Source organism: Streptomyces sp. NPDC045967 (assembly GCF_056430495.1).
The window spans coordinates 71056-93808 of record NZ_JBWKLE010000006.1 but is presented as its reverse complement, the minus strand read 5'-3'; the positions used below and the strand labels follow the sequence as shown (position 1 = coordinate 93808).

At 74.2% G+C, this 22753-nt stretch carries 25 protein-coding genes; 12 read left to right on the top strand and 13 right to left on the bottom strand.

Annotated features, from left to right (window positions below):
- Positions 1-110: 110 nt before the first annotated feature.
- Together AC07FY_RS15145 and AC07FY_RS15140 are read left to right on the top strand one after the other, a co-directional pair.
- Entirely contained in the window at positions 111-623 is a 513-nt protein-coding gene (locus AC07FY_RS15145) for an SRPBCC family protein (protein WP_479005707.1), read from the top strand.
- Positions 624-657: 34 nt separating this feature from the next.
- Positions 658-897, top strand: coding sequence for a hypothetical protein (locus AC07FY_RS15140; protein WP_479005704.1), 240 nt, complete (start codon positions 658-660; stop codon positions 895-897).
- A gap of 24 nt (positions 898-921) precedes the next feature.
- Here the strand turns inward: AC07FY_RS15140 and AC07FY_RS15135 are convergent, their stop codons facing one another.
- The 5 genes from AC07FY_RS15135 to AC07FY_RS15115 all read right to left on the bottom strand — a co-directional run bounded on the left by AC07FY_RS15135 (position 922) and on the right by AC07FY_RS15115 (position 5886).
- Entirely contained in the window at positions 922-2001 is a 1080-nt protein-coding gene (locus AC07FY_RS15135; RefSeq protein WP_479005702.1) for a sensor histidine kinase, read from the bottom strand.
- Entirely contained in the window at positions 1994-2701 is a 708-nt protein-coding gene (locus AC07FY_RS15130) for a response regulator transcription factor (protein WP_479005699.1), read from the bottom strand. The genes AC07FY_RS15135 and AC07FY_RS15130 overlap by 8 nt, the downstream gene beginning before the upstream one ends.
- 224 nt (positions 2702-2925) lie before the next feature.
- Entirely contained in the window at positions 2926-3630 is a 705-nt protein-coding gene (locus AC07FY_RS15125) for a VanZ family protein (RefSeq protein ID WP_479005696.1), read from the bottom strand.
- A gap of 190 nt (positions 3631-3820) precedes the next feature.
- Complete coding sequence (locus AC07FY_RS15120) at positions 3821-5308, bottom strand: DEAD/DEAH box helicase (RefSeq protein ID WP_479005694.1); 1488 nt, start codon at positions 5306-5308, stop codon at positions 3821-3823.
- 44 nt (positions 5309-5352) lie between these two features.
- Positions 5353-5886 carry a MarR family transcriptional regulator gene (locus tag AC07FY_RS15115; RefSeq protein WP_479005691.1) on the bottom strand — a complete coding sequence of 178 codons (534 nt, stop codon included), beginning with the start codon at positions 5884-5886 and terminating at the stop codon, positions 5353-5355.
- Positions 5887-5979: 93 nt separating this feature from the next.
- On the opposite strand from AC07FY_RS15115, the gene AC07FY_RS15110 reads away from it, so the two are divergent.
- Complete coding sequence (locus AC07FY_RS15110; protein WP_479005688.1) at positions 5980-6351, top strand: HGxxPAAW family protein; 372 nt, start codon at positions 5980-5982, stop codon at positions 6349-6351.
- A 194-nt stretch (positions 6352-6545) separates the two neighbouring features.
- The gene (locus AC07FY_RS15105; RefSeq protein WP_479005685.1) at positions 6546-6752 is read left to right on the top strand and encodes a cold-shock protein; all 207 of its coding nucleotides are present in this window, start codon (positions 6546-6548) and stop codon (positions 6750-6752) included.
- 205 nt (positions 6753-6957) lie between these two features.
- On the opposite strand, the gene AC07FY_RS15100 is transcribed toward AC07FY_RS15105, so the two are convergent.
- From AC07FY_RS15100 to AC07FY_RS15090, 3 genes are all read right to left on the bottom strand, one after another.
- The gene (locus AC07FY_RS15100) at positions 6958-7152 is read right to left on the bottom strand and encodes a ferredoxin (RefSeq protein ID WP_479006335.1); all 195 of its coding nucleotides are present in this window, start codon (positions 7150-7152) and stop codon (positions 6958-6960) included.
- A gap of 20 nt (positions 7153-7172) precedes the next feature.
- Entirely contained in the window at positions 7173-8369 is a 1197-nt protein-coding gene (locus tag AC07FY_RS15095; protein WP_479005682.1) for a cytochrome P450, read from the bottom strand.
- A gap of 129 nt (positions 8370-8498) precedes the next feature.
- Positions 8499-8837: a thioredoxin family protein gene (locus AC07FY_RS15090; RefSeq protein ID WP_479005680.1), complete on the bottom strand. Its 339-nt coding sequence runs from the start codon at positions 8835-8837 to the stop codon at positions 8499-8501.
- 106 nt (positions 8838-8943) lie between these two features.
- Between AC07FY_RS15090 and AC07FY_RS15085 the strand changes: the two genes are divergently transcribed.
- The 3 genes from AC07FY_RS15085 (at position 8944) to AC07FY_RS15075 (ending at position 11096) form a co-directional block, all read left to right on the top strand.
- Complete coding sequence (locus AC07FY_RS15085; RefSeq protein ID WP_479005678.1) at positions 8944-9213, top strand: hypothetical protein; 270 nt, start codon at positions 8944-8946, stop codon at positions 9211-9213.
- 244 nt (positions 9214-9457) lie between these two features.
- Positions 9458-9817 carry a YciI family protein gene (locus tag AC07FY_RS15080; protein WP_479005675.1) on the top strand — a complete coding sequence of 120 codons (360 nt, stop codon included), beginning with the start codon at positions 9458-9460 and terminating at the stop codon, positions 9815-9817.
- 58 nt (positions 9818-9875) lie between these two features.
- Positions 9876-11096, top strand: a complete 1221-nt coding sequence (locus AC07FY_RS15075; protein ID WP_479006332.1) for an RNA polymerase sigma factor — start codon at positions 9876-9878, stop codon at positions 11094-11096.
- Positions 11097-11190: 94 nt separating this feature from the next.
- Here the strand turns inward: AC07FY_RS15075 and AC07FY_RS15070 are convergent, their stop codons facing one another.
- A complete protein-coding gene (locus tag AC07FY_RS15070) occupies positions 11191-12669 on the bottom strand; it encodes a condensation domain-containing protein (RefSeq protein WP_479005673.1) in 1479 nt (492 codons plus the stop codon).
- A gap of 117 nt (positions 12670-12786) precedes the next feature.
- On the opposite strand from AC07FY_RS15070, the gene AC07FY_RS15065 reads away from it, so the two are divergent.
- From AC07FY_RS15065 to AC07FY_RS15055, 3 genes are all read left to right on the top strand, one after another.
- Complete coding sequence (locus tag AC07FY_RS15065; protein ID WP_479005671.1) at positions 12787-12993, top strand: hypothetical protein; 207 nt, start codon at positions 12787-12789, stop codon at positions 12991-12993.
- A gap of 177 nt (positions 12994-13170) precedes the next feature.
- Entirely contained in the window at positions 13171-14124 is a 954-nt protein-coding gene (locus AC07FY_RS15060) for a hypothetical protein (protein ID WP_479005669.1), read from the top strand.
- A 482-nt stretch (positions 14125-14606) separates the two neighbouring features.
- On the top strand, positions 14607-15689 hold the full coding sequence (locus AC07FY_RS15055; RefSeq protein ID WP_479005666.1) for a DUF2330 domain-containing protein: 1083 nt from the start codon (positions 14607-14609) through the stop codon (positions 15687-15689).
- A gap of 276 nt (positions 15690-15965) precedes the next feature.
- Here AC07FY_RS15055 and AC07FY_RS15050 read toward each other — a convergent pair whose 3' ends face one another.
- The gene (locus AC07FY_RS15050) at positions 15966-18230 is read right to left on the bottom strand and encodes an MMPL family transporter (RefSeq protein WP_479005663.1); all 2265 of its coding nucleotides are present in this window, start codon (positions 18228-18230) and stop codon (positions 15966-15968) included.
- A gap of 582 nt (positions 18231-18812) precedes the next feature.
- Here AC07FY_RS15050 and AC07FY_RS15045 point away from each other — a divergent pair.
- Both AC07FY_RS15045 and AC07FY_RS15040 read left to right on the top strand, forming a co-directional pair.
- The gene (locus AC07FY_RS15045; protein ID WP_479005661.1) at positions 18813-19946 is read left to right on the top strand and encodes a sensor histidine kinase; all 1134 of its coding nucleotides are present in this window, start codon (positions 18813-18815) and stop codon (positions 19944-19946) included.
- Positions 19947-20002: 56 nt separating this feature from the next.
- The gene (locus tag AC07FY_RS15040) at positions 20003-20701 is read left to right on the top strand and encodes a response regulator (RefSeq protein ID WP_479006329.1); all 699 of its coding nucleotides are present in this window, start codon (positions 20003-20005) and stop codon (positions 20699-20701) included.
- A gap of 21 nt (positions 20702-20722) precedes the next feature.
- Here AC07FY_RS15040 and AC07FY_RS15035 read toward each other — a convergent pair whose 3' ends face one another.
- The 3 genes from AC07FY_RS15035 to AC07FY_RS15025 are packed head-to-tail and all read right to left on the bottom strand — an operon-like array spanning position 20723 to position 22684.
- Positions 20723-20926 carry a hypothetical protein gene (locus AC07FY_RS15035; protein ID WP_479005658.1) on the bottom strand — a complete coding sequence of 68 codons (204 nt, stop codon included), beginning with the start codon at positions 20924-20926 and terminating at the stop codon, positions 20723-20725.
- 10 nt (positions 20927-20936) lie between these two features.
- Positions 20937-21782, bottom strand: coding sequence for an ATP-grasp domain-containing protein (locus AC07FY_RS15030; RefSeq protein ID WP_479005655.1), 846 nt, complete (start codon positions 21780-21782; stop codon positions 20937-20939).
- Complete coding sequence (locus AC07FY_RS15025) at positions 21779-22684, bottom strand: ATP-grasp domain-containing protein (RefSeq protein ID WP_479005649.1); 906 nt, start codon at positions 22682-22684, stop codon at positions 21779-21781. Before AC07FY_RS15025 ends, AC07FY_RS15030 begins: the two co-directional genes overlap by 4 nt.
- Positions 22685-22753: the final 69 nt, after the last annotated feature.

Here is a 22753-nt window from a genome sequence, read left to right as displayed (position 1 = left end):
GACCTGCCCCGCCCTGAGGGACGCCCGCCGGGCCCGGCGAGCCGGGCCGCAGCCGTCGCCATGATCGGGAAATCCGGCCTCCCGCGTCCGCGGTCCCGCAGCATGGGGCCATGAGCGACAGCGCGATCACCTACACCCTGTACATCCAGGCCGACCCGGACCGGGTCTGGCAGGCCCTCACCGAGCCCGCCTTCACCCGCCGGTACTGGGGTCTGAGCTTCGACACCGACTGGGCCGTGGGCTCGCCGATGGACTGGGTGGAGCGGGGGGCCCGAACCAGCGACCCCGAGCAGGTGGTCCTGGACTGCATCCCGGACCGGCTGCTGTCCTACACCTGGCACACCTTCTCGCCGCAGTGGGCGGCCTCGGCGGGGATCGACGAGGAGCTGCGGGCCCGCCTGGCCGGGGAACGGCGCACGAAGGTGACGTACGAGATCGAGCCGGTCGGCGACACGCTCGCGCGGCTGACGATCCTGCACGAGGGCTTCGAACCCGGCGGCACCCTGATCGGCATGTGCGGGCGGGCCTGGCCGCTGCTCGCCTCCAGCCTGAAGACCCTCCTGGAGACCGGCGCACCGCTGCCGGATCCCGATGAGGAACCCCGCGAGACCGACGGCGTCTGAGCAGACACCCGCCGCCGGGACCTGGGGTTGCGGCATGTACGCCGCTGTCGACTGTTCCAGCCCGGACGGTCAGGTGCTGCTCTTCGAACCGAACGCGTACGGCGGTGCGTCGTGGGAGGGCTGCTGGTTCCTCGACTCCAGCAGCCTGGCGGGCTGGCTGGAGACCTGGCTCGCCGGCTGGGGTTGGTTCGAGGAGGACGGCGACGACCGGGACGACGTGGCTGAGCCCGGGCCCTGGGACGAGGCCGCCGCCCGGCTGTCCGCCGGCGTCTGAGGAGCATCCCGCCCCGGGTGGTCTTTACGGGCCGGCCGGCAGGTGGATCGTCACGGTGAGGCCGCCGGTGGGGCGCGGCGTGAGGGCGAGGGTTCCCGTGTGGGCGCGGACGATGCTGTGCACGAGGGCCAGGCCGAGGCCGACGCCGGCGTGTTCGTCCGTGCGGGCGCGTTGCGTTCCGCGCTGGAAGGGCTCGGTGAGGGTCGGCAGCAGTTCCGGCGGTACCGGCGGGCCCGTGTTCTCGACCCGCAGCACGCTCGCCCCGCCCTCCGCCCCGGTGTGGACCGTCACCGTGCCGCCCGCGGGAAGGTTGTGGACGACGGCGTTCTGGACGAGGTTCGTCACCATCCTCAGCAGGAGCTCCGCCGAGCCCCCGGTCCGGGTCGCCGCGCCGGTGACGTCCAGCGTGATGCCGCGCTGTTCGGCGAGGGGGAGCAGGGTTTCGGCGGCCTCTTCGGCGAGCAGGGAGAGGTCGACGCTCTCGCGGACGAGGCCGCCGCCCTCGCTGCGGCTGAGCAGCAGCAGCGCCTCGATGAGGTCGATCGCGCGCGTGTTGACGGCCTGCAGGCGGGCCAGGAGCTCGTCCCGGTCCCGCGTCGGATCCTTGCGGGCGACGTCGAGCAGCGTCTGCGAGATGGCCAGCGGGGTCCGCAGCTCGTGGGAGGCGTTCGCGGCGAACCTCCGCTGCTCGGCGACGTGCGACTCGAGTTGTTCCAGCATGGTGTCGAACGCGTCGGCGAGTTCGCGGAACTCGTCCCGGCGGCCTGCCATGCCGATCCGGTGGGACAGCGAGCCGGCCCCGCCCAGCCGCGCCGCCGCCGTGATCCGGGTCATCGGGGCCAGCATCCGGCCGGCGAGCAGCCACCCCCCGACCAGGCCGAACACGAGGAGGAAGGCCATCGCCACGGCTGCGGCGGGGGCGAAGGTGCGCACGAGGAGGTAGCGGTTCGGCGAGACCCCGAGCAGCCCCTGCGAGTTGTCGGGCACGTAGCGCAGCAGGAACCCCCACACCACGGCGAGCAGCAGTGCGCCGGCGACGGCGAGGAACCCGGCGTAGCTCAGGGTGAGCTTCAGCCGGACGCTGAGCCCGGACCGCCTACGCATGCGTACCGCCGGGACGTGCGGGTCCGGGGTGGGGGTCGGCGTCGGCGGCGATCCGGTAGCCGACCCCCGGCACGGTGGCGATGACCCAGGGTTCGCCGAGCCGCTTGCGCAGGGCGGAGACGGTGATGCGGACCGCGTTGGTGAAGGGGTCGGCGTTCTCGTCCCAGGCCCGCTCCAGCAGCTCTTCGGCGCCGACGACGCCCCCTTCCGCGCTGACGAGGACGTCGAGCACCGCGAACTGCTTGCGGGTGAGCGCCACGTGGCGCCCGTCGCGGAAGACCTCCCGGCGGAAGGGGTCGACGCGCAGGCCCCCGATCTCCCGCACCGGCGGCCGGGCGTGGGCGCGCCTGCGGTCCAATGCCCGCAGGCGCATGACGAGCTCCCGCAGTTCGAACGGCTTGGTGAGGTAGTCATCGGCGCCGAGACCGAACCCGGACGCCTTGTCGTCCATCCGGTCGGCGGCGGTGAGCATCAGGATCGGCATGCCGCTGCCGGAGGCGACGATGCGCCGGGCGACCTCGTCGCCGGAGGGGCCGGGGATGTCGCGGTCGAGGACCGCCAGGTCGTAGGAGTGAACGGCGAGCAGCTCCAGGGCGCGGTCGCCGTCGCCGGCGATGTCGGCGGCGATCGCCTCCAGCCGCAGGCCGTCACGGACGGCCTCGGCCAGGTAGGGCTCGTCCTCCACGATCAGTACGCGCATGTCCGAAGCCTAGGTCCTGTCGTCGAAGTCCCGCCTGGCCCGCGGCGCCCGGCACCGCACCTCGCCGCGTTGTCGGGGGCGCCCGCGTACGTCCCGTACGCGGGCGCCCCTGCGCCGTGCGATGCACGGCACCGGACGCCGCGGGCCTGACCGGCGCCACTTCGACGACAGGACCTGAGCAGCACGGGATACCGCCGGTGTGTGGACGGCGGCGGGCCCACGGCTCAGCCCGCCGCTGCCGGCGCGAGGCGCGGCCGGTCCGCCGGCGCCTGCGCCGCGGTCCGCCACCAGCGGCGCGACGCCAGCCCGGCCAGCAGCGCGCCGGCGGCGTTGACCAGGACGTCGTCCACGGAGGACACCCGGTCCAGCCGCAGCACGTACTGCGCCGTCTCGACCAGGACCGAGCAGCCCGCCCCCAGCGCCAGGATCCGCGGCACGGACGCCGGCGCCGCGAAGCGCATCGGCGCGAAGAACCCCAGCGACGCGAAGACCAGCAGGTTGCCGGCGATCCCCAGCAGGCCCATGGTGACCAGGTCCACCAGCGGTACCAGGCTCACCCGGCCGGGCACGGCGCCCACCTCGCCGCCCGGCATCAGGATCATCCAGACGAACGGCACGGTTCCGTGCACCATGCCCACCTCCGCCAGCGACGTCCGCCAGGCGGCCGCCCCGCCGGCGGCCCGCCGCCGGCGCGCCAGGACCCACACCACCAGCCCGGACAGCGGCAGCGCGACCAGCGTCATGAGCACCACGCCGTTGAACGTGTCGAAGCAGCCGTGCCACCGCCCGGCCAAGCACGCCGGAGCGGACATCAGGAGCGGCCGGCGGATGACGAACAGGGCGCTCGCCAGAGCGAGGACCGCGAGGCCGAGGAAGACGGCCCCGCGCGTGCGGCGCGGCCGTTCCGACAGGGGTGCGCTGTGGTTCATGGCTCCATGGGAGCCGCAGAGCCGTTGCCGTGGCGTATGCGTTTTTCCATACGCCCGCGGTACGCGGCGCACGACTCGGCGCCCCCCAACCCGACAGGGCGCACCGGTCCGCGGACGGTACACCGCACACGCACACCCCGGGTCGGTACACCGCGCGCCCCGCGTCGCTACGCGCCCCGCTCGCCCCAGGTCAGATGCCCTTGCGGACCCGGGCCGCGCGGCGGGCCTCGGCGGCCTGGCGCGCCTCCGCCGTCTTGCGGGACTCCTTGCCCCGGCCCGGCCGGCCCGGGCGGGTCCCGATGCCGCGGAAGCCGAGGTCCGAACCCGAGGGCCGGCCCTTGGCGTCCGTCGGCGCGGATCCGGACAGCGGAACCCCGGAGGGGGCCTTCGCACCGGTGATCCGGCTCAGGGCGGCCTCGCCGGACCGCACCTGGGTGATCGTCGGCCTGATCCGGGCGTCCGACATCAGCCGGACCATGTCCCGGCGCTGGTTCGGTGCGACCAGGGTGACGACCCGGCCGGACTCGCCGGCCCGGGCGGTACGGCCGCCCCGGTGCAGGTAGTCCTTGTGGTCGGCGGGCGGATCGACGTTGACCACGAGGTCGAGGTCGTCGATGTGGATGCCGCGCGCCGCGACGTTGGTCGCGACCAGGACGTTCACCGCCCCGGTCTTGAACTGGGCCAGCGTCCTGGTGCGCTGCGGCTGGGACTTGCCGCTGTGCAGGCCCTCCGCCCGGACCCCCATCGCGCGCAGGTGCTTCACGAACTGGTCGACGCCGTGCTTGGTGTCGAGGAACATCAGCACGCGCTTGTCGCGCGCCGCGATCTCGGTGGCCGCCGAGATCTTGTCGGCCGCGTGGACGTGGAGGACGTGGTGGTCCATGGTCGTCACCGCGCCGGCCTGCGGGTCGACGGAGTGCGAGACCGGGTCCTTCAGGTACGTGCGCACCAGCTGGTCCACATTGCGGTCCAGGGTCGCCGAGAACAGCATCCGCTGCCCCGCGTGGTGCACCTGGTCGAGGATCTCGGTGACCTGGGGCATGAAGCCCATGTCGCACATCTGGTCGGCCTCGTCGAGCACGGTGGTCCGCACGCGTTCCAGGTGGGCGTCGCGCCGCCCGATCAGGTCGCTCAGGCGCCCGGGGGTGGCCACCACGACCTCGGCGCCGGCGCGCAGCGCGCTCACCTGCCGCCCGATGGACAGCCCGCCCACGACCGTGGCCATCCGCAGATCGAGGGCCTCGGCGTACGGGGTGAGGGCCTCGGTCACCTGCTGCGCCAGTTCGCGGGTCGGTACCAGGACCAGCGCCAGCGGGCGCTTGGGATCCGCCTTCTGGCCCGCCGTCCGTGCGAGCAGGGCCAGGCCGAAGGCCAGGGTCTTGCCGGAACCGGTCCGTGCGCGGCCCAGGACGTCCCGGCCGGCCAGCGCGTTGGGGAGGGTCGCCGCCTGGATCGGGAAGGGCTCCTTGACGTCCAGGCGGGCCATGGTCGTCGTCAGCTCGGCGGGCAGGTCGAGTTCGGAGAAGGAGGTCACCGGCGGCAGTCCCGGCACCTTCGGCTCGTGCATCGTGAACTCACCCTGCGGCCCGGTGCTCCGGGGGGCCTTGGCGGCGGGCTTGCCGCCGGTCTTGGCGCCGCCCTTCACGCCGAATCGGCCATGAGCTGACGGGTTCCTCATGCAGGACCTTTCGAAGGATGTGCGTGCTGCGGGAAACGAGATGGTCAACCGCCCATGGTACCAGCGGGGGAGCCGGGCGTTCCGTCCTGCGGCCCGGCCCCCGGCTCCCCGGCCCGTACCAGCGCCAGGTGGGCGCGGGCCTCCGCCGCGGCCCGGCCGAAGAAGTCGGCGATCACGGCGACCTCGTCGGGCGTGTAGTCGGCGAACAAGGCGCCGAGCCGGTCGTAGAAGGGCTGGTACACGGCGAAGATCCGTGCGGTCGCCACCGGGTCGGGCACCACCCGGACGCGGCGCCGGTCGGCCGGATCGGGCCGGCGGTGGGCGTACCCGGCCCGTTCGAGCCGGTTGAGGACCCCGGTCACCGCGCCCGTGGTGAGGTTCGTCAGCTGGGCGAGCTCACCGGCGGCGAGGGGGGTGTCCCCGGCGCCCAGGACGTGGCCCAGGCAGGTCAGATCGGTGACGTTCAGCCCGAGGAGCTGCGCCACCTCCTGCTGGGCGATGACACCGAGGGCGACGTACTGGTCCATGCGCGAAAGCGCCTCCCCGGCCGTGGCCGCGGGGCGGGGCTTGCCCTGCACGCGAATACTCCTTAGCATCTAAGTTACTTAGCTCGTGAGATAAAAGGTCTTGCTCCGAGCCTACTGCCGCTTGTCCGACCCCGGGAGAATCCCATGAGTGCGCACGGCCACGTCGACCTCGGCCACACGGTTGCCGGCTGGACCGGTACGGGTCTTGCCCTCCTGGGCTTCACCGGCGCGGGGCTCGCGGTGTGCGCGGCCTGGCCCCCCGGAATCCTGATCGGCCTCGCAGTCGTCGCCGCGGCCGGGATCGTCACCTGGCTCCTGCACCTCGCCGGGTGGGGCAAGCCGAGCGGCCCCCGCCCTGAGACCGACTGGGACTGGCGCACCCGGGACTCCGCCGCCCGGGCCGGCCACGCGGACTGCCTGGGCTGCCGGCTCGGCGGACCCCGCAGGGCCGGGGCGGCTGCTGCTGCCCGGCCCCGCTCCGTCCCGCCGGTGCCGGCCGCGGAGGGCCGGGCCTGAGGCGCGGTGCCGAGGCGCTGCGGCGGGCCTGGCGCACCGGCCTTCCCCCGATCCACGGACGACACGACCAGAAGTTCGAATGCGCGGCACGCCCCCGGTTGGCCGCGTCCGGCGTGTGCTGTGCGGAACCCTTGGGCAGGATCGAGACGGCCGCGTGTGCGGCCCGCAGTGGAACGTCGAGAAGGATCAGCCAGATGGCAACAGGCACCGTGAAGTGGTTCAACTCGGAGAAGGGGTTCGGCTTCATCCAGCAGGACGACGGCGGGCCCGACGTGTTCGTGCACTTCTCCGCCATCGACGCCTCCGGCTTCAGGTCGCTGGAGGAGAACCAGAAGGTGGAGTACAACGTCACCCAGGGGCCCAAGGGCCCGCAGGCCGAGCGGGTGGTCCCCCTCTCGTAGTGCCGCTTCGCGGGGCGTGCCCGTGAGCGAAGGCCCCGCCGGTCTCCTCCGGCGGGGCCTTCGCGCGCCGGCTCCGCGGCGGCTCGCCGGACGGCGCGGTGCCCAGCCGGCGCCCGGGCCCGCTCGCGCAGCTCCCGGTGGAGGGGGGTCGGCGGCGAGCGGCGCCGTCAGGCAGGCGGTGTCCGCGGCGAACGTCCTTCGGGCCTCAGCCCTCCCGCACCGAGATGGCCGAGACCGGGCAGGCCCGGGCCGCCTCCCGGACCAGCGGGCTCCCGGCGCCGTCCGCGCGTCCCGGGAGCACCTCGCCGAACCCGTCGTCGTCCTGGGTGAACACTCCGGGGGCGGTCAGCGCGCACTGGCCCGCGCCGATGCAGACGCCCGTGTCGATCTCGACGTGCAGCCGCCCGCCCGGCACCGCCCTCACCACGCCACGGGCAGTTCGACCATGCCCTGGATGGTGTCTCCGGGCTTGAACGGGATCAGGTCGGGTTCGGCCGCCAACCGCAGCCCCGGCAGCCGCTCGAAGAGCGTGCCCAGCGCGATCTCCATCTCCGCGCGGGCGAGGTTCTGCCCGAGGCACTGGTGGATGCCGAAGCCGAAGGCCACGTGGTGGCGGGCGGGGCGGTGCCAGTCCAGCGCGTCCGGGTCCGCGAAGACGGTGCCGTCGCGGTTGATCACGGAGGTGGAGAACACCACCCCGTCACCCGCGGCGACGGTGACCCCGCCGACCTCGATGTCCTCGGTCGCCACCCGCAGCATCCCGTCCGCGATCGACAGGAAGCGCATCAGTTCCTCCACGGCCGAGGAGAGCAGCGCCGGGTCCGCCCGCAGCTCGGCCAGCTGCTCGGGGTGGCGCAGCAGGGTGAAGGTGCCGAGCGAGATCATGTTGGCGGTGGTCTCGTGGCCGGCGATCAGCAGGATCGCGGCGAAGTCGGCCAGTTCCCCGACCTCGATCTCGCCGGTCTCGAGGCGCTGGGCGATCAGCTCGTCGAGCAGTCCGTCCCCGGGCTCCCGGCGCTTGCGGCCGATCAGCCCGACGAGGTACTCGTCGAGCCGGCGGCGGGCGTCCTCCACATCGGCGGGCTCCGGGCCGCGCAGCAGCCGCCGGGACTCGCCCTCGAAGAACTCGTGGTCGGCGTACGGGACGCCGAGCAGGGCGCAGATCACCATCGAGGGCACCGGGAGGGCGAAGGCGGAGACCAGCTCCGCCCGCGGGCCCGCGGCGACCATCTCGTCGATCAGCCGGTCCACCGTCTGCTGGATGTGCGGCCGCAGGGCCGCCGTCCGCTTCAGGGTGAAGAAGGGGATCAGCATGCGGCGCTGGACGTTGTGCTCGGGGTCGTCGTACCCGAGCAGCGCGGCGCGCCGGTCCTGCACGCCCTGGAACCGCCGGCTGGGCGCGGGGAAGCCGGCGTTGCGGCGGTCGGTGGACAGCCGTCCGTCGGCGAGCAGGGCGCGCGCCTCGGCGAGGGCGGTGACCACCCATACGGAGCGGCCGTCGAAGAGGGTGACGCGGGAGAGCGGCCGGCTCTCCCGCAGGGGTTCGTAGGCGGTGGGCGGGTGGTAGGGGCAGGTTCGGTCCTGGGGGAAGGCAACGGTCTCCGACGTGAAGGACATGAGCACCTCGCGGGCGATGGTTCCGATGTGCCGGATTCCATTACATGCCTCAGGCACCTATCCCCCTATGCCACTTTCGGCCAGATCGCCCGAGTTGGCGCACAGGGCCCCGGCCGGCTGCCCGCGACCTCAGAGACGGGCGTCCAGGAAGGCCCGGAACTCCGCGCGGTCCATGGGCCCTGCCTGGCTCGCGACCACCTCGCCGTCCTTGACCAGGACCGCGGTCGGAGCGCCGGCCACGCCGTAACGCCTGGTCGTTTCCGGGCAGCGGGTGATGTCGGTACGGACGGCGGTGAGCCGCGTGCCGTACTCCTCCGCCAGGTCGCCGACGACCGCGTCCATCGCGCGGCACGCCTCCAGGGCCTTCGGCCAGGTACCGCAGAAGTAGGCGAGGACCGGCCCCGGTGCCATCGAGAGGATGAAGTCGAACTCCTGGTCCTCCTGTGGCTGGTGTACCCGACGTGCCATGCGTGCCGCTCCTCGCTCCCGGGCCTGCCCGTACCGGGGAGGCACCCCCATCATCCCCGCTGCCCGCGCGAGCCGGTTGTCAGTGGTGCCTGGGAACCTGGACGGCATGGACGACAGGATGCTCCGGCGCCGGGTCTACGGCGCCGACCACGAAGACCCCGACCCCGGCCCGCGGCCCGGGCGCGTCTACGGCGAGCTCGTGGGCGGCCCGCTGGACGGGCTCCTCCTCGACATCACCGGCTGGAGCCGCCGGCAGCTCGCCGAGGAGGCCCGCCTGCCCACGGAGATAGGGCGCTACGGGGCGGGCGGCCGGGCCCACTACCGCCGCCGGGCGGCGGACCCCGGCTGCTGGGACTGGGCCGGGGACAGCCGCTGAGAAGGCGGGCCGGACCGAGGGCACCGTCTTCTCCTGCGCACTGGCCGGCAGGGCTACAGAGCCATGGCTTCGGGGCTGCGGGGGCTGCGGGATGGCTCGCGGGCTCGGGGGCGGCAGGGCACCGGTGGCGGCTCCCGGAAATCCTCTGAAGAATCTTCCGGAGAGCTGTCGATCCGGGCGTCTCCCGTTCGACGCAGGGGTGAGAGGCAGGGAAAGCCCCCGCCCTCCCGATCGAGGAGTCACCATGCCGCGCTTTCTGACGATGATCCGCATCAACGAGCAGGAGCTCCCCACCGACGTCTCCTTCCCGCCCGAGTTCGAGCAGCGCATGGGCGCCCTGCTGGAGGAGATCACCAAGGCCGGGGTCATGCTCGACACCGCCGGACTGCTCCCCACCTCCGAGGCGACCCGGCTCAGCTGGTCCGGCGGGAAGATCAGCTACACCGACGGCCCGTTCACCGAGACCAAGGAGGTCGTCGGCGGCTACTCCCTCAGCCAGTGCAAGGACAAGGCCGAGGCCATCGAGTGGACCAGGCGGTTCCTGGAGATCCACCCGGCGGAGTGGAACGTCAGCGCCGAGGTGCGGGAGATCCAGGAGATGTGAGCCGCACCGCGTTTGCCCTGCCGCGTCACGGCTGCTCTGATGGGTGGCCGTGACGGCAGTGAGTGCGGCCCAGGCGGTCGAAGCGGTGTTCAGGATCGAGTCGGCGCGCATCATCGCCGGCGTCGCCCGCATCGTCCGGGACGTCGGCATCGCCGAGGAACTCGCCCAGGACGCCCTGGTCGCCGCGCTGGAGCAGTGGCCCGAGTCGGGTGTCCCGGACCGACCGGGAGCCTGGCTCACGGCCACGGCAAAGCACCGGGCCATCGACCTCGTCCGCCGCAAGGAGACGTACGCCCGCAAACTCGCGGAGGTCGGCCGGACGCTTCAGGACGTGGCGCCCCCCGCCGAACCGGCCGACCCGGAGGACATCGACGACGACCTGCTGCGGCTGATCTTCACCGCCTGCCACCCGGTCCTCGCGACCGAGAGCCGGATCGCGCTCACCCTGCGCCTGATGGGCGGCCTGACCACGCCGGAGATCGCCCGCGCGTTCCTCGCCTCCGAGTCCGCCGTCGCCCAGCGCATCGTCCGGGCCAAGCGGACCCTGGCCACGGCGGGCGTGCCCTTCGAAGTCCCGTACGGAGCCGACCGCGAGGCCCGGCTCGCGTCCGTGCTCGAGGTCATCTACCTGGTGTTCAACGAGGGCTACTCGGCCACCGCGGGCGAGGACCTGGTGCGCCCCGCCCTGTGCGAGGACGCGCTGCGGCTGGCCCGCGTGCTCGCGGCACTGATGCCCGCGGAACCCGAAGTGCACGGCCTGGCCGCGCTGCTGGAGTTCCAGGCGTCGCGGACGGCCGCGCGCACCGGGCCCGACGGGGAACCGGTGCTGCTCGCCGACCAGAACCGGGCCCGGTGGAACCGCCTGCTCATCCGCCGGGGCGTCGAGGCCATGCGGCACGCCGGCAGCGGCCCCTACTCCGTCCAGGCCGCGATCGCCGGCTGCCACGCGGCGGCCGTCCGCTACGAGGACACCGACTGGACGGCCATCGCCACCCTCTACGGGCGGCTCGTCACCCTGGTCCCCTCCCCGGTGGTGGAGCTCAACCGGGCGGTCGCCGTCTCGATGGCGCAGGGACCGCAGGCCGCGCTCCCGCTGGTCGACGCGCTCGCGCGGGAACCGGCCCTGAGCGCCTACCACCTGCTGCCGAGCGTACGGGGCGACCTGCTGGAGCGGCTCGGGCGCCCGGCGGAGGCCCGCGCCGAGTTCGAACGGGCGGCCTCGCTCACCCGCAACGAGCGCGAACGCGCCCTGCTCCGACGGCGGGCCGAACGGCTGTGACCCCGCCGGGCCCGTCCCGGACCGCATCCCGGTGACGGCAGGCCCCGCCGGAGGACCCGCCGGTCACGCCGAACAGGCTCCTCGCCGGCCCCTGCTACCGGGCGTATCCGGCGGCCGCGTCGAGCGGGGTCCGACCGGGCCGGCGCGGGGCGGTCAGCGCGACGGGCCGGCGGAAGCCGCCCGTGCGGGCCACGTGCCGGACGGTCAGGCGCAGCGCCTCCTGGAAATCGCCCATCGTGCGGCGGGCCGCCGGGGTGTCGACGTACAGGGAGTTCATGTGCAGCCCGTCCGTGTCCCGCTGGAACCAGGAGCAGGCGCCGTTGGCGCGCGCCGACCAGACGTGGGTCGTGGGCCGCCAGTCGTCGTGGCGCTCGGCACCCCGGCACTTGCGCATGTCGATGTACGAGAAGAAGTTCACCGGGTACGGCCAGGAACGGGCGGCGAACTCCCGCGGGGCGAGCAGCTCCCAGGCCCGCACGAACGGTACGTCGATGTGACCGATCATCTCCCCGAAGCCGGCCCGGACCCCCGCCATCACCTGGGCGAAGTCCCGGCCGGGCGAGGCGTCGAACTCGATGGGCATCGTGTTGACGAACCAGCCCACCGAGTTCCCCCAGCCTTCCCGGCCGCGCTCGCTCACCGGCATGAGGCCCCGGTACAGGCCCGGTCCGCCGGCCTCGCGCAGGCAGACCGCGACGGAGGCGAGCACCCCCATGAAGGGCTTGCCGCCGACCGTCAGGCAGGTCTTCTCGAAGACCTCGGCCTCGGCGGCGTCCAGCAGCGTGGAGGCTTCGTTGACGATCGGGTACATGCGGTCCGGTTGCACGCCGAGGTCCAGCGGGAAGCGGGGGAAGAAGTCCCCGCCGCGCGCGATGAACTCCTTCCAGTAGCCCAGGCGCTCGTCGTCCGCGTCGATGGAGAGGTAGCGCCGGCGCTGCTCGTCGGCGAAGTCGAGGTAGCTGGGGGCCGCCGGCGGCAGTCCGGTGTCCTCACCCCGGCACAGCGCCTCGTAGGCCGTCAGCACCTCATGGGCGACGATCGGCATCGACATGCCGTCGCACACGATGTGGTCGAAGGCGAGGTAGACCGTCGCGGAGTCCTCGCGCAGCACCGCGCCCATCACGAACAGCGGCCAGGACAGCGTGTCGATGCTCCGGGTGAACCGCTCCACGAGGAAGTCCCGCAGGGCCCCGGCGGTGTCGAAGGTGTCCACGGTCTCCGCCTCGAGGGCGAGTTCGGCGGGATCGAAGGGCTCACAGGCCAGCTCCCCGGCCAGTCGGCGGAACGCGCACCTGAGTACTTCGTGGCGCCGGACGAAGGCCAGCAGGGCCTCGGCGAGCGCCGGTTCGTCCAGCTGTCCGGCAACCTCGAACGTGACGGCGATCCATGACGCGACGGGGTCGTCTGCGGCCCGGCTCTCCTCGGCGACCGTGAAGTGCTTCTCCTGGTTGAACGAGGCCCTCCTGCCCGGCGCGTCGTCGGGGCCGCCGACCTGTGCCGCCTGCGACCTCAGCCGCCATTCGACCACCCGGCCGGGTGCCACGTGGTGCATCTCCAGAGGAAACTGCCGCATTCCGCTCATCCCTTCGCCCCCGAGTCAACCCCCAGGCCCTAACGACCCCCGGGGCGCGAAGGTGACGAATTCGGCGGCGGGGCGCGGTTCGGCGCTCCCGTCGGAACCGGCGTCGTCGTGGCGCACGCGCCCCCGAAGGCCGGCAGCAGCGGGGTGGCCCCGGCCCGCGCTCCCACCGAGGAACCCGACCTGATCAACGCGGACGATCCGACCGGCCGGCCGGACTCCGAGACGGGGCGCGCGATCCTGCGGCCGCTGCGCGCGGTGGTGCGGAGCGAGGGGGTCACGGTGCCCTTCACGCCCCATGGCCCGGCCCGGCCCTGAACGAACTGACCGACCGGGTTGTGGAGCTGCGGGACGGCCGCGTCGGCGACGAGTCGACAGGCGGCGAGCGGCTGAGCCGGCGAGTCGCCGCCGGCCCCTGGCCCCCCGGCCCGCCGGGCGGCGCGCGGGGGCGGGCGGCCCGCCGTTCAGGCGCGCGCATGGCGGACAGTGGGCCGCGTGGATGTGGAAGAGGTCGTCGACACCTTGTACGCCCTGCCGCCGACGCGGTTCACGGCGGCGCGGGACGAAGCCGCGGCCCGCGCGAAACGTGACGGGGACGCGGCCGCGCGCAAGCGGATCGCGGGCCTGCGCCGGCCCACGCTCGCGGCCTGGACCTCGAACCTTCTGGTCCGGACGAAACCGGAGGAGGTCGAGCGGTTCCGCGGGCTCGGGGACGCTCTGCGGGCGGCGCACCGGTCCCTGGACGGGGAGCGGTTGCGCGCGCTGTCCCATGAGCAGCACGTGGTGATCGGGGCCCTGGCCCGTGAGGCGCTGCGGCTGGCGGAAGAGGCCGGGACGGCCGTCTCCGAGACGGTGCTGCGGGAGGTCGAGCAGATCCTGTACGCCGCCCTCGCCGACCCGGACGCCGCCGAGGCATGGGCCTCGGGCCGGCTGGCCAAGTCCCCGGCGCCGTCGACGGAGTTCCCGGGCGTGGATCCGGGCGCGGTACCGCCCGTCGCGCCCGCCCGTACGCCCTCCGCGCCGGCACGGCCCGCTGCCCCGGAGCCGGAGCCGGAGCCGGAGCCGAGGTCGAAGCCGAAGCCGAGGCCGAAGCCGGAGCGGCGCCCCGACCGCGAAGTGGCCGCGGCCCGCGCGGCCGCTCAGGACGCGCAGCGGGTGGCCGCGGCCCGGGAGGGCGAACTGCGGCCGGCCGAGGAGGCCCGGCAGCGGGCGGTCGAGCAGGCGGCGACCGCCGACGCGGAGATGGAGCGCGCGCGGGCGGCCCGCGACCACGCGCACGCCGTCCTGGCCGAGGCCGAGAGGCGTCACCGCGAGGCCGACCGGGCGGCCCGCACGGCCCGCCGGGCGGCCGACACCGCCACCCGGCGCCTGAAGGCCCTGACGGGCGACGCCCCCGAGGGGGACGGCGACCCGCACGAGGCAGGGCAGGGCGCGGAGGACCCCGGCTGACCGGTCGTGACCGCGCCCGCCGGGTCCACGCCTGGGGCCCGCGCCCCGGGCGGTCATCGCAGGCGACCGGAACTCGTCCGCACCGGCTTCCGGATGATCCTCACCGCTCGCGGCATCGACGTGGTCGGCGGGGCCGCCGACGGAGCCGAAGCGGTGGCCGCGGCGCGCCGGCTGCGCCCCGGCGTTGTCCTGCTCGACATCCGCAGTGCCGGAGCAGGACGGTCTGGAGGCCGCCCGGCGGATCCTCGCCGAGGTCCCCGGCTCTGCCGGGTGATGACGCTGACCGCCCTCGCCGCCGGAGCCGGCGGCTTCCTGCCGAAGGACGTGACCCCGAACACCACTCGGCGTGGAGCGGAGGTCGGTGCAGTCGCCCGGACTCGCGGCCACGTCCTCGACGAAGCCGCCCCTCCCCGTTGCGGCACGGGCGGCCGAACCGGAACCGGAACCGGATCTCGAGGACCTTCGTCTGAGACCGCGTGTGGATGAGACGAAGAATCGCGGCCCTGCTGATCACCCTGCTCGCGACCCAGGCGGGCGCCCTGGTCAACCCCGCCCATGCGTGCGGATGCGGGGCGATGGTGCCCGACCGGCAGTCCCGGATCGGCGTCGACCGGGAGACCTCCGTCGTGCGCTGGGACGGCCGTACGGAGCAGATCGTGATGCGGTTCACCGTCACCGGGGACGCGCACCGGGCGGCCTGGATCATGCCCGTGCCGGGCCGCGCCACGGTGGAACTGGGCGACGGGAAGGTCTTCGGCGAACTCTCCCGGCTGACCCGGCCCGAACGCAGGACCCGGAGCTACTTCTGGCCGCGCGAGGGCGACTGGCCCTTCTCCTCCCGGGGGGACACCGCCGGCGCACCACCGCCCGGCGGCGCCGACGCAGGGGTCGGCGTCGTCGGCCGCGAGCAGCTCGGCGACTTCGACGTCGCCCGCCTGACCGCCACCGATCCGGACGCCCTGGAGAACTGGCTGGAGGCCAACGGCTTCGAGCTCCCGGACCGGCTCGCCACCGAGGTCAGGCCGTACGTCGAGCAGAGGTGGGAGTACGTGGCGGTACGCCTGGCCCCACGGCAGCCGGGCAGGCCGCTGCGCGGGGACCTGGACCCGCTGAAGATCCGCTTCGAGAGCCCCCAACCGGTCTACCCGATGCGGCTCTCCCGGATGGCGAAGACCCCCCAGTCCCTCGGCCTGTACGTCCTGGCCGACCACCGCATGGAACCGAGCTCGACGATCGGCGGATCCGCCCCCGAGGTGACCTTCGCGGGGAAGGTCACCCCCGAGGGCGGCGGACCGCTGACCGAACTCACCGGCGGCGCACCGGTGTTCCTCACGGCGATCGAGCAGCGCTTCCCGGAACCGGGCCGCATCGACGGCGACCACGAACTGCGGGCCACCGCCCAGGACACCCCGTACCGCAGGGTCGTCCACCGGGCCGAGCTGCTCACGGTGGGGCACGGCATCCCCGTCTGGTTCCTGGCGGTGACCGCCGCGCTCCTCGCCTTCGCCGGGTCGGCCGTGGTCCTCCTGCGCCGCCGACGCCTGCGCCGCCGCACGGCGGCCTGAGGCAGCACGGCGGCTCGCCGGAGCGGCACATGCCGCCCTCCGTCGGCTACGGGCGGAGCCCGGCGATCAGGGCGGAGGCCACGGCCTGGCGCGGCGGGGCGGGTGTTCCGGACATGCGAAGGGGCCGTGCCGCATAGAAGACCAGCTCCGCGTCGCCCGCGGAGACACACCTCGGGAGGGCCTTGGGCTCGGTACCGCGATGTCCCGGGGCTCTCGGGGGCGGCGAATGCTGCCGTCCGCGTGCTTGAACGGGACCGATTGTCGGCCGGGTGCGTCCTAGTCGACGGAGAGGCGGTCGTCGGCGCGGTCGGGTTCGGGGGTGCGGGAGTGGGCGTGGGCCTGGTCGGGGTGCGGGGCTCGGGGTACGGGCTGGTGGTGGGCGCCGCGGGTCGGGGTCGGGCGGAGGGGCCACCACGTGGCACGGCCCAGGATCGCGGCGAGTGCGGGCACCAGGACGATGGACAGGACGAACGCCGAGAGCATGATGCCGAGCGCCGTTGCGAAGCCGATCTGGCGGGTGGAGGGGTTCGTGTTGACGGCGAGGCTGCCGAAGGAGGCCGCCAGGACGATGCCCGCCGTGGCGATCGCGGGCGCGGTGTGCCGTACGGCCCGGGCGACGGCCGCGCGGGCCGGTCCGGGGCGTTCCATCTCCTCGCGTATCCGGTCGCTGATCAGGATGTTGTAGTCGGTGCCGAGGGCGACGACGAAGAGGAACAGCACCAGCGGGAGGACGAAGTTGACGCCCGGTTCGTCGAGCACGTGCTGGAAGAGGAGCGCCGAGGCGCCGAGGGTGGCGGCGAAGCCCAGGACGACGGCGATCATGAGGATCGCTGGGGCCAGCAGGCTGCGCAGCAGGACGAACAGGATCAGCGCGATCAGCACCGCGGCGACCGGGAAGACGATCCTCAGGTCGTGGTCGACGGCGGTGGAGATGTCGGCGAAGATCGCGGCTGTCCCCCCGACATGAGCCTCGGCCCCTGCCGGGACGGCGCCGGCGATCGTCTCGCGGACGGGCCCCGAGACCAGGGCTCGGGCCTGCTCGGTCTGGGGGCCGGGAGTGAGGTAGAGGTCGAAACGGGCCGCCGTGCGGTCCTCGTTGAGGGTGGTCGCGCCGACCCTGCCGACGCCGTCGACCGCGCCGAGGGCCCGCGGCAGGGCCTCGATCCCCTCGGCGGTGAGGGTGCCGCCGTCCTGCGCCGTGACGTAGACCGTGGCGGGGTCGGACACCCCGGCGGGCAGGGCCCGGGAGATCTCGGCGGCGGTGACCGCGGCCGGGGTGTCGGCGTGTCCGCCGCCCTGGCCGAAGTCCATCCGGATGCCGGCCAGTCCCGCCGCGAGGGCCCCCAGCAGGGCGACCGAGGCGAGGACGAGGGACAGCGGACGGCGGGCGACCAGAGCCCCGAGCCGAGCGGCCGCCCCCTCGGCGGGCTGCCGACCGAGGGCGCGCGAGGGCCAGAACATCCGGCGCCCGGTGGCCGCGAGCAGCGCCGGCATCAGGGTGAGGGCGGCCAGCAGCATGACCAGTACGGAGACGGCGATGGCCGGCCCGAGGACGCGGAACTGCCCGAAGGTCGCGATCGCGAGGGTGGCGAACGCGGCCACGATGGTCAGGGCGGCCGAGGTGACGGCCGTGCCGACCCGGGCGCTGACCTCGGCCGCCGCCTCGCGGACCGGCTGCTCCGGCCGGGAGCGCAGCTGTTCGCGGAAGCGGAAGAGGAGGAAGAGGAAGTAGTCGACGCCGATGCCGATCAGTACGACGCTGATCATGCTCGGGGTCGAGGGGTCCAGCCTGATCCCGCTGAGCATCGCGCCGCCGATCACCGTGCCCGCCGCCGCGCCACCGACGACCACCACCGCCAGCAGCGGTACGAAAGCAGCCAAGACGCTGCGGAACACCAGGATGTGGATGAGCACGATCAGTCCGACCATGGCGATGCCGACGACGGTCTGGGTGGTCTTCTCGGCGTCGGCGGTATCGGTGAGGTCGGCCAGGCCGCCGGTGAACCCGGTGCGCATCCCGGCCTCCTCGAACGCCTCCTCGGCCCGGTCGTGGAACGCGCGGTAGACGCGCTGGAGGCCGGGGTCCATGGAGTTCCCGGTCAGCCGGACGGAGAGCAGTCCGAAGCTGCGGTCCGGCGCGGTCATCGCAGGGCTGACGGTGGGGGTCTGCGCGTGGTCCTCGCTCAGGAAGGCGGGCGGGTCCTCCTCCTTCGGGGCGGGCATCTCCACGCGCCTGCTGCCCAGTTCCCCGGCGACGGCGGCGACGCGCCGCTCGTCGGCCTCGGTGAGGGGCCCGCCGTCGGCGCGGGCGACCAGCACGGTCACCGCGTTGCCGTCCGCCTTCACCCCGAACTTGTCCTCGGCGATCTTCAGCGCTGCGGCCGAGTCGTACTGCGCGGGCAGGAACGCGCCGCTCTGGGTCTCGGTCACCCGGTAGACGAGCGGCTGGCTGAGCACGGTCAGGAAGATGCCCAGCACCGCCCAGACGGCGATCACCTTCCAGGGGCTTCGGGTGGAGAACCCGGTCAAGGCGCGGATCACGTGGTCGTCCTTCGGCATCGTTCGGTACGCCGGGGTCTCCCGGCCGATCTCCAGCTCATCAGCGGGAAGCGGGCGAATCGTCCGAGCGCGGGACGAGACGGGACCCGGGAGCGGGGGCCGGGCCGGAGCGCCACCCGGGACCCTGGTCCCAGGCCGGAATCGGCCCCCGGGCCCGGAGCGGGGTCGCGGAGCGGTGCCAGAATGGATCACGAGACGACAGCCGGTCGTGCGCACCGGCGGTCGGCGGGGGCGGCCGCGGGGGAGGACCACACCATGCCGAAGGAAGCCACCGCACGGGGAAGCCGACGCGCCGGCTCCCCTGGACCGCGGCGTGCCGAGCGTGCGCCGCGCGCGCCCCGACCGCCGCGGATGCCGTGGACGCACTGGACGCCCGGAATGCCCCGGGCGCCGCGGATGCCCTGGATGCCCCGGACACCCCGAGCGCCGCGGACGTCCGCGACCCCCCGGACACCGGAGACGCCCCGCACACCGGGCACACCGGGCACACCGGGCACACCGGGCACACCGGGCACACCCCGGACACCGGAGACACCTCGGACACCGGGCGCACCCCGGCCCCCCGTGACACCGCGGGCGCCCTGGACCTCCTGGACGCGCAACGACGCGCTGGTCACCGTCGGAGCGGCCGTCGCCGACCTGCTCAGCTTCTCGCTCGGTAGCCAGGTCGACCACGGGTACGTCCCGCCGGCCGGCTGCGTGCTGCTCCTCGTGGCCGCACTGCCGCTGCTGGCCCGGCGGCGCGCCCCGCTGTCCACGCTCGCGGTGGTGCTGCTGTTCGACCTCGCCCTGAACCTGAGTGTGCCGGTGGGGCAGCACTTCACGGCGACGGCCGTCGTCGCGCTCTACACGGTCGCCCGCTCCCGGAGCGCGGCGGTCGTGGCGGGGGCGGCGGTCGCCTGCGCGGTCTTGCCGCTGCTGGGGCGGTGGGCCCAGGCGGGTCCCGTGGACGTGGTCGGCAGCGTGGCCAACCCGCTGTTCGTCCTCGTGACCGCCGCCGCGGTGAACCGCCGGCACCGCGAGAACGAAGCCCACCGCATCCTGCTCGCCGACCGCGCGGTGGCCGAGGAACGGCGCCGCATCGCAAGGGAGTTGCACGACATCGTCGCCCACCACATCACCACCATGCAGCTGATGGCCGGCGGTGCCCGGGCCAACCTGGCGAGCGACCCCGAGGTGGCCCGCGAGGCCCTGGTCACCCTGGAGGGGTCGGGACGGATGGCGTTGAGCGAGATGCGCCAGCTGCTGGACGTGCTGCGGGCAGGAGACGAGGCCGAGGAGCCGCCCACCGCCCCGCAGCCCGGGGTGGGGGACCTGGCCCGTATCGTCGGCGAGACGTGCCGGGCCGGGCTGCCCGTCGAACTGCACGTGCGGGGCGCGGAGCGCCCCCTGCCGCCGAGCGTGGGCCTGACCGTGTTCCGCATCGTCCAGGAGGCCCTGACGAACGCGCGCAAGTACGCGGGCCGCGCGCGGGCTTGCGTACGGCTGACGTACGGGACGCACGGGCTCGTCGTGGAGGTGTCGGACGACGGGCCCGGGACGACCGCCGCACCGGCGGGGTCCGGCTACGGTCTACTGGGCATGAGGGAACGGGTCGCCCTGCACGGCGGCACACTGGAGGCCGGACCGCTCGACGGGGGTGGGTTCCGGGTGGCGGCCCGGCTGCCGCTCGAGGCCGCGGAAGGGGCTCGGCGATGAGCGATCCGGCGCTGAGCGGACCGGCGATGAAGGGCACGGCGATGAGCGGACCGGCGATGAGCGGACCATCCGTAGGGGAACCGGAGACGCAGGCGATCCGGGTGCTCATCGCGGACGACCAGCCGCTGGTGCGGCGCGGCCTGGCCCTGATCCTCGCCCCCGACCCGGCGTTCGAGGTGGTGGGCGAGGCCGGTGACGGCGAGGAGGCGGTGGACCTCGCGCACCGGCTGCGGCCCGACGTCGTGGTCATGGACATCCGCATGCCGGTGCTGGACGGCGTCGGCGCGACCGAACGGCTCGCGCGGACGCTCCCCGGGTGCCGGGTGCTGGCCCTGAGCACGTTCGACATGGACGAGTACGTGGTGGCGGCGCTGCGCGCCGGGGCCTACGGCTTCCTGCCCAAGGACATCTCCCCGGAGGAACTGGTCGCGGCGGTGCGGGTGGTGCACGCCGGCGAGGCCGCGGTCGCGCCCCGCTTGCTGACCCGGCTGATCTCCGCCTACGTCCTGGCCCCACGCCGACCGGAGCCGCCCGCGGCGGCTCTGGGCGCCCTTACCCCGCGCGAGCGGGAGGTGTGGCGGCTGATGGCCACGGGCCTGGACAACGCGGAGATGGCCCGGGCCATGGACCTCAGCGTGTCCACCGTGAAGAACCACATCACCGCCCTCTTCGCCAAACTCTCGGTCCGCGACCGCGCCCAGGCGGTGATCGCCGCGTACGAGACGGGACTGGTCGCGGCGGGCGACCCCGGCTAGAAGCGGTCGGACGAGAAGCGGTCAGACCGTCTCCCGCCCCGCCTGCTCCGGAAGGGGCGCCCGGGCCAAGGCGAGCACGCTCGCGCAGATCAGGGCCAGGCCGAACAGCTGCGGCAGCGGCCACCAGCGGGCCCGCAGGTGCTCTTCGTACAGCAACACGCCCAGCGCCACGCCGACGCCCGCGTCCCCCGGGGCGCCCAGGCACCCGGCCCGCATCCGCCCCATCCCGCACCCCTCAGCGGGCCGCGACACTCCCGGACGCCATGCCCCCGGACCTCCCGCCCCCGGACGCCGCTGCCCGGCGCACGGCCAGGGCCGCCAGGGCCTCCGGAGCGCCCGACTGCCCGCGGATCCCCGGGAAGGCGTTGACATCCACGATCAGCGGATTCCCGCCGCCGGCGTCGATGATGTCCACGCCGTACACGTCCAGCGCGAAGGCGGCGCCCGCGGCCCGCACCAGGTCGGCCCATCCGGCGGGCAGTTCGGCCGGTGCCAGCGGCACGTCGGGCCCGCGTCCGCCCGGTGACAGCTCGGAGCGGCGCGCGGCCGCGAAGACCCGCTCCCCGATCGCCCACAGCTTGTGGTCCCAGCCGCTGTTGGGCGCGAAGTCCTGCACCACCACCGGTTCCCCCGGCCACCGCGCCGCCAGCGCGCGCAGCCCGGCGGTGTCGTCCACGCGGGCCACCAGATCACCCCGGCGGCTGTGCCGGCTCTTGACCACCACGGGGCCGGGCAGCGGCTCACCGCTCGCCGCCCAGGCGGCGAGCGGGCCGACGGTCCGGGTCGCGGCGAACGGCAGCCCGGCCCGCAGGGCGAGCTCCGCCATCGCCGTACGGTCCTGGCACAGGGCGGTCGCGGCCGGGGTGTTGACGACCGCGGCGCCCCGGGCTTCCAGCTGCCGGGCGAGTTCCAGGGCCGGTGCGGTGCGCGACTTCAGCAGGTAGACGTCGGCCGCCGGTCCGCGGACCTCCCCGCCCGAGCCCGGGTCGACCGCCTCGACGACGTGTGCGGACGCCAGCAGGGCCGCGGTGGCCGCCAGCAGCGGATGACCCGGCTCGGGAGTGATCAGTCCGATCCTCACGCGCCCTCCCGCGTGCCCACCGAGAGCTGAGCCGGGATCGACAGCGGCCGGGGGTACGAGCCGGCCGGCGCCGACGGGAAGCCGCCCGAGCCGCCCCTGCGCGCCAGGTCCAGCACGGCCCGGGCCACCCGCTCGACCGCGTCCGGGACCTGACGGAAGCTCGGAAAGTCGTTCACGTCCACGACCACCGGCCCGTCCGGCCCCAGCAGCACGTCCACGCCGTACAGGTCGAGCCCGTACACCACCCCCACCTGCGCGGCGATCGCCGCGACCTCGGGCGGCAGCGGCACGCGGCGTTCGCGCACCGCGGGGTCGGGGTGCAGCGGGGAGCACCGCTCGGTCGCGAACAGCTCGCCCCCGACCGCGTACACCTTGATGTCGATGCCCGAGTTGGGCACGTACGGCTGGGCGATGAGCAGCCCCTCGCCCGCCAGGGCGGGGAGGAGCGCCTCCAGACGCTCCGGCGAGGGCACCAGGTGCACGGCCCGTCCGGAGCTGCCGTCGGCCGGCTTGACCACGAGGGGGTACTCGGCCGCCGGGACCTCCCTCAGCAGGTCGGGGCGGGCAGCGGCGTAGGTCGGTGGCAGGGGCAGCCCGCGGGCCCGGCCGATGGCCGCGGCCAGCGCCTTGTCCCGCACCCCGCGGATCGAGCGGGCGTCGTTGACCGTGGTCAGGCCGGCCGCGGCCGCGGCTTCCAGCAGGGTCAGGCCGGGCCCGCCGGAGACCGTCTTGAGCACCCAGGCGTCGTACGAACCCGCGCCCACCGCCTCGGTCATGCACAGCAGCGAGCCGCCGGGTCGCACCACGTCGACCCGGTGGCCCCACGCGGTCAGCCGGCGGATCACCTCGTTCGGCATGCCGTCGTGGCGGTAGTGCTCCTCCACCAGGAAGCAGAGCCTCATGGACTTTCCCCATATTCCCCGGACGTCCGCCGATCCCGTCCGGCGAGTTGTGACGCCACAGGATGTCAT

Coding starts and splice junctions, on each gene's coding strand:
- AC07FY_RS15145 (WP_479005707.1), top strand. CDS start 111: ATGAGCGACAGCGCGATCACCTACACCCTGTACATCCAGGCCGACCCG.
- AC07FY_RS15140 (WP_479005704.1), top strand. CDS start 658: ATGTACGCCGCTGTCGACTGTTCCAGCCCGGACGGTCAGGTGCTGCTC.
- AC07FY_RS15135 (WP_479005702.1), bottom strand. CDS start 2,001: ATGCGTAGGCGGTCCGGGCTCAGCGTCCGGCTGAAGCTCACCCTGAGC.
- AC07FY_RS15130 (WP_479005699.1), bottom strand. CDS start 2,701: ATGCGCGTACTGATCGTGGAGGACGAGCCCTACCTGGCCGAGGCCGTC.
- AC07FY_RS15125 (WP_479005696.1), bottom strand. CDS start 3,630: ATGAACCACAGCGCACCCCTGTCGGAACGGCCGCGCCGCACGCGCGGG.
- AC07FY_RS15120 (WP_479005694.1), bottom strand. CDS start 5,308: ATGAGGAACCCGTCAGCTCATGGCCGATTCGGCGTGAAGGGCGGCGCC.
- AC07FY_RS15110 (WP_479005688.1), top strand. CDS start 5,980: ATGAGTGCGCACGGCCACGTCGACCTCGGCCACACGGTTGCCGGCTGG.
- AC07FY_RS15105 (WP_479005685.1), top strand. CDS start 6,546: ATGGCAACAGGCACCGTGAAGTGGTTCAACTCGGAGAAGGGGTTCGGC.
- AC07FY_RS15095 (WP_479005682.1), bottom strand. CDS start 8,369: ATGTCCTTCACGTCGGAGACCGTTGCCTTCCCCCAGGACCGAACCTGC.
- AC07FY_RS15090 (WP_479005680.1), bottom strand. CDS start 8,837: ATGGCACGTCGGGTACACCAGCCACAGGAGGACCAGGAGTTCGACTTC.
- AC07FY_RS15085 (WP_479005678.1), top strand. CDS start 8,944: ATGGACGACAGGATGCTCCGGCGCCGGGTCTACGGCGCCGACCACGAA.
- AC07FY_RS15080 (WP_479005675.1), top strand. CDS start 9,458: ATGCCGCGCTTTCTGACGATGATCCGCATCAACGAGCAGGAGCTCCCC.
- AC07FY_RS15070 (WP_479005673.1), bottom strand. CDS start 12,669: ATGCGGCAGTTTCCTCTGGAGATGCACCACGTGGCACCCGGCCGGGTG.
- AC07FY_RS15055 (WP_479005666.1), top strand. CDS start 14,607: ATGAGACGAAGAATCGCGGCCCTGCTGATCACCCTGCTCGCGACCCAG.
- AC07FY_RS15040 (WP_479006329.1), top strand. CDS start 20,003: ATGAGCGGACCATCCGTAGGGGAACCGGAGACGCAGGCGATCCGGGTG.
- AC07FY_RS15035 (WP_479005658.1), bottom strand. CDS start 20,926: ATGGGGCGGATGCGGGCCGGGTGCCTGGGCGCCCCGGGGGACGCGGGC.
- AC07FY_RS15025 (WP_479005649.1), bottom strand. CDS start 22,684: ATGAGGCTCTGCTTCCTGGTGGAGGAGCACTACCGCCACGACGGCATG.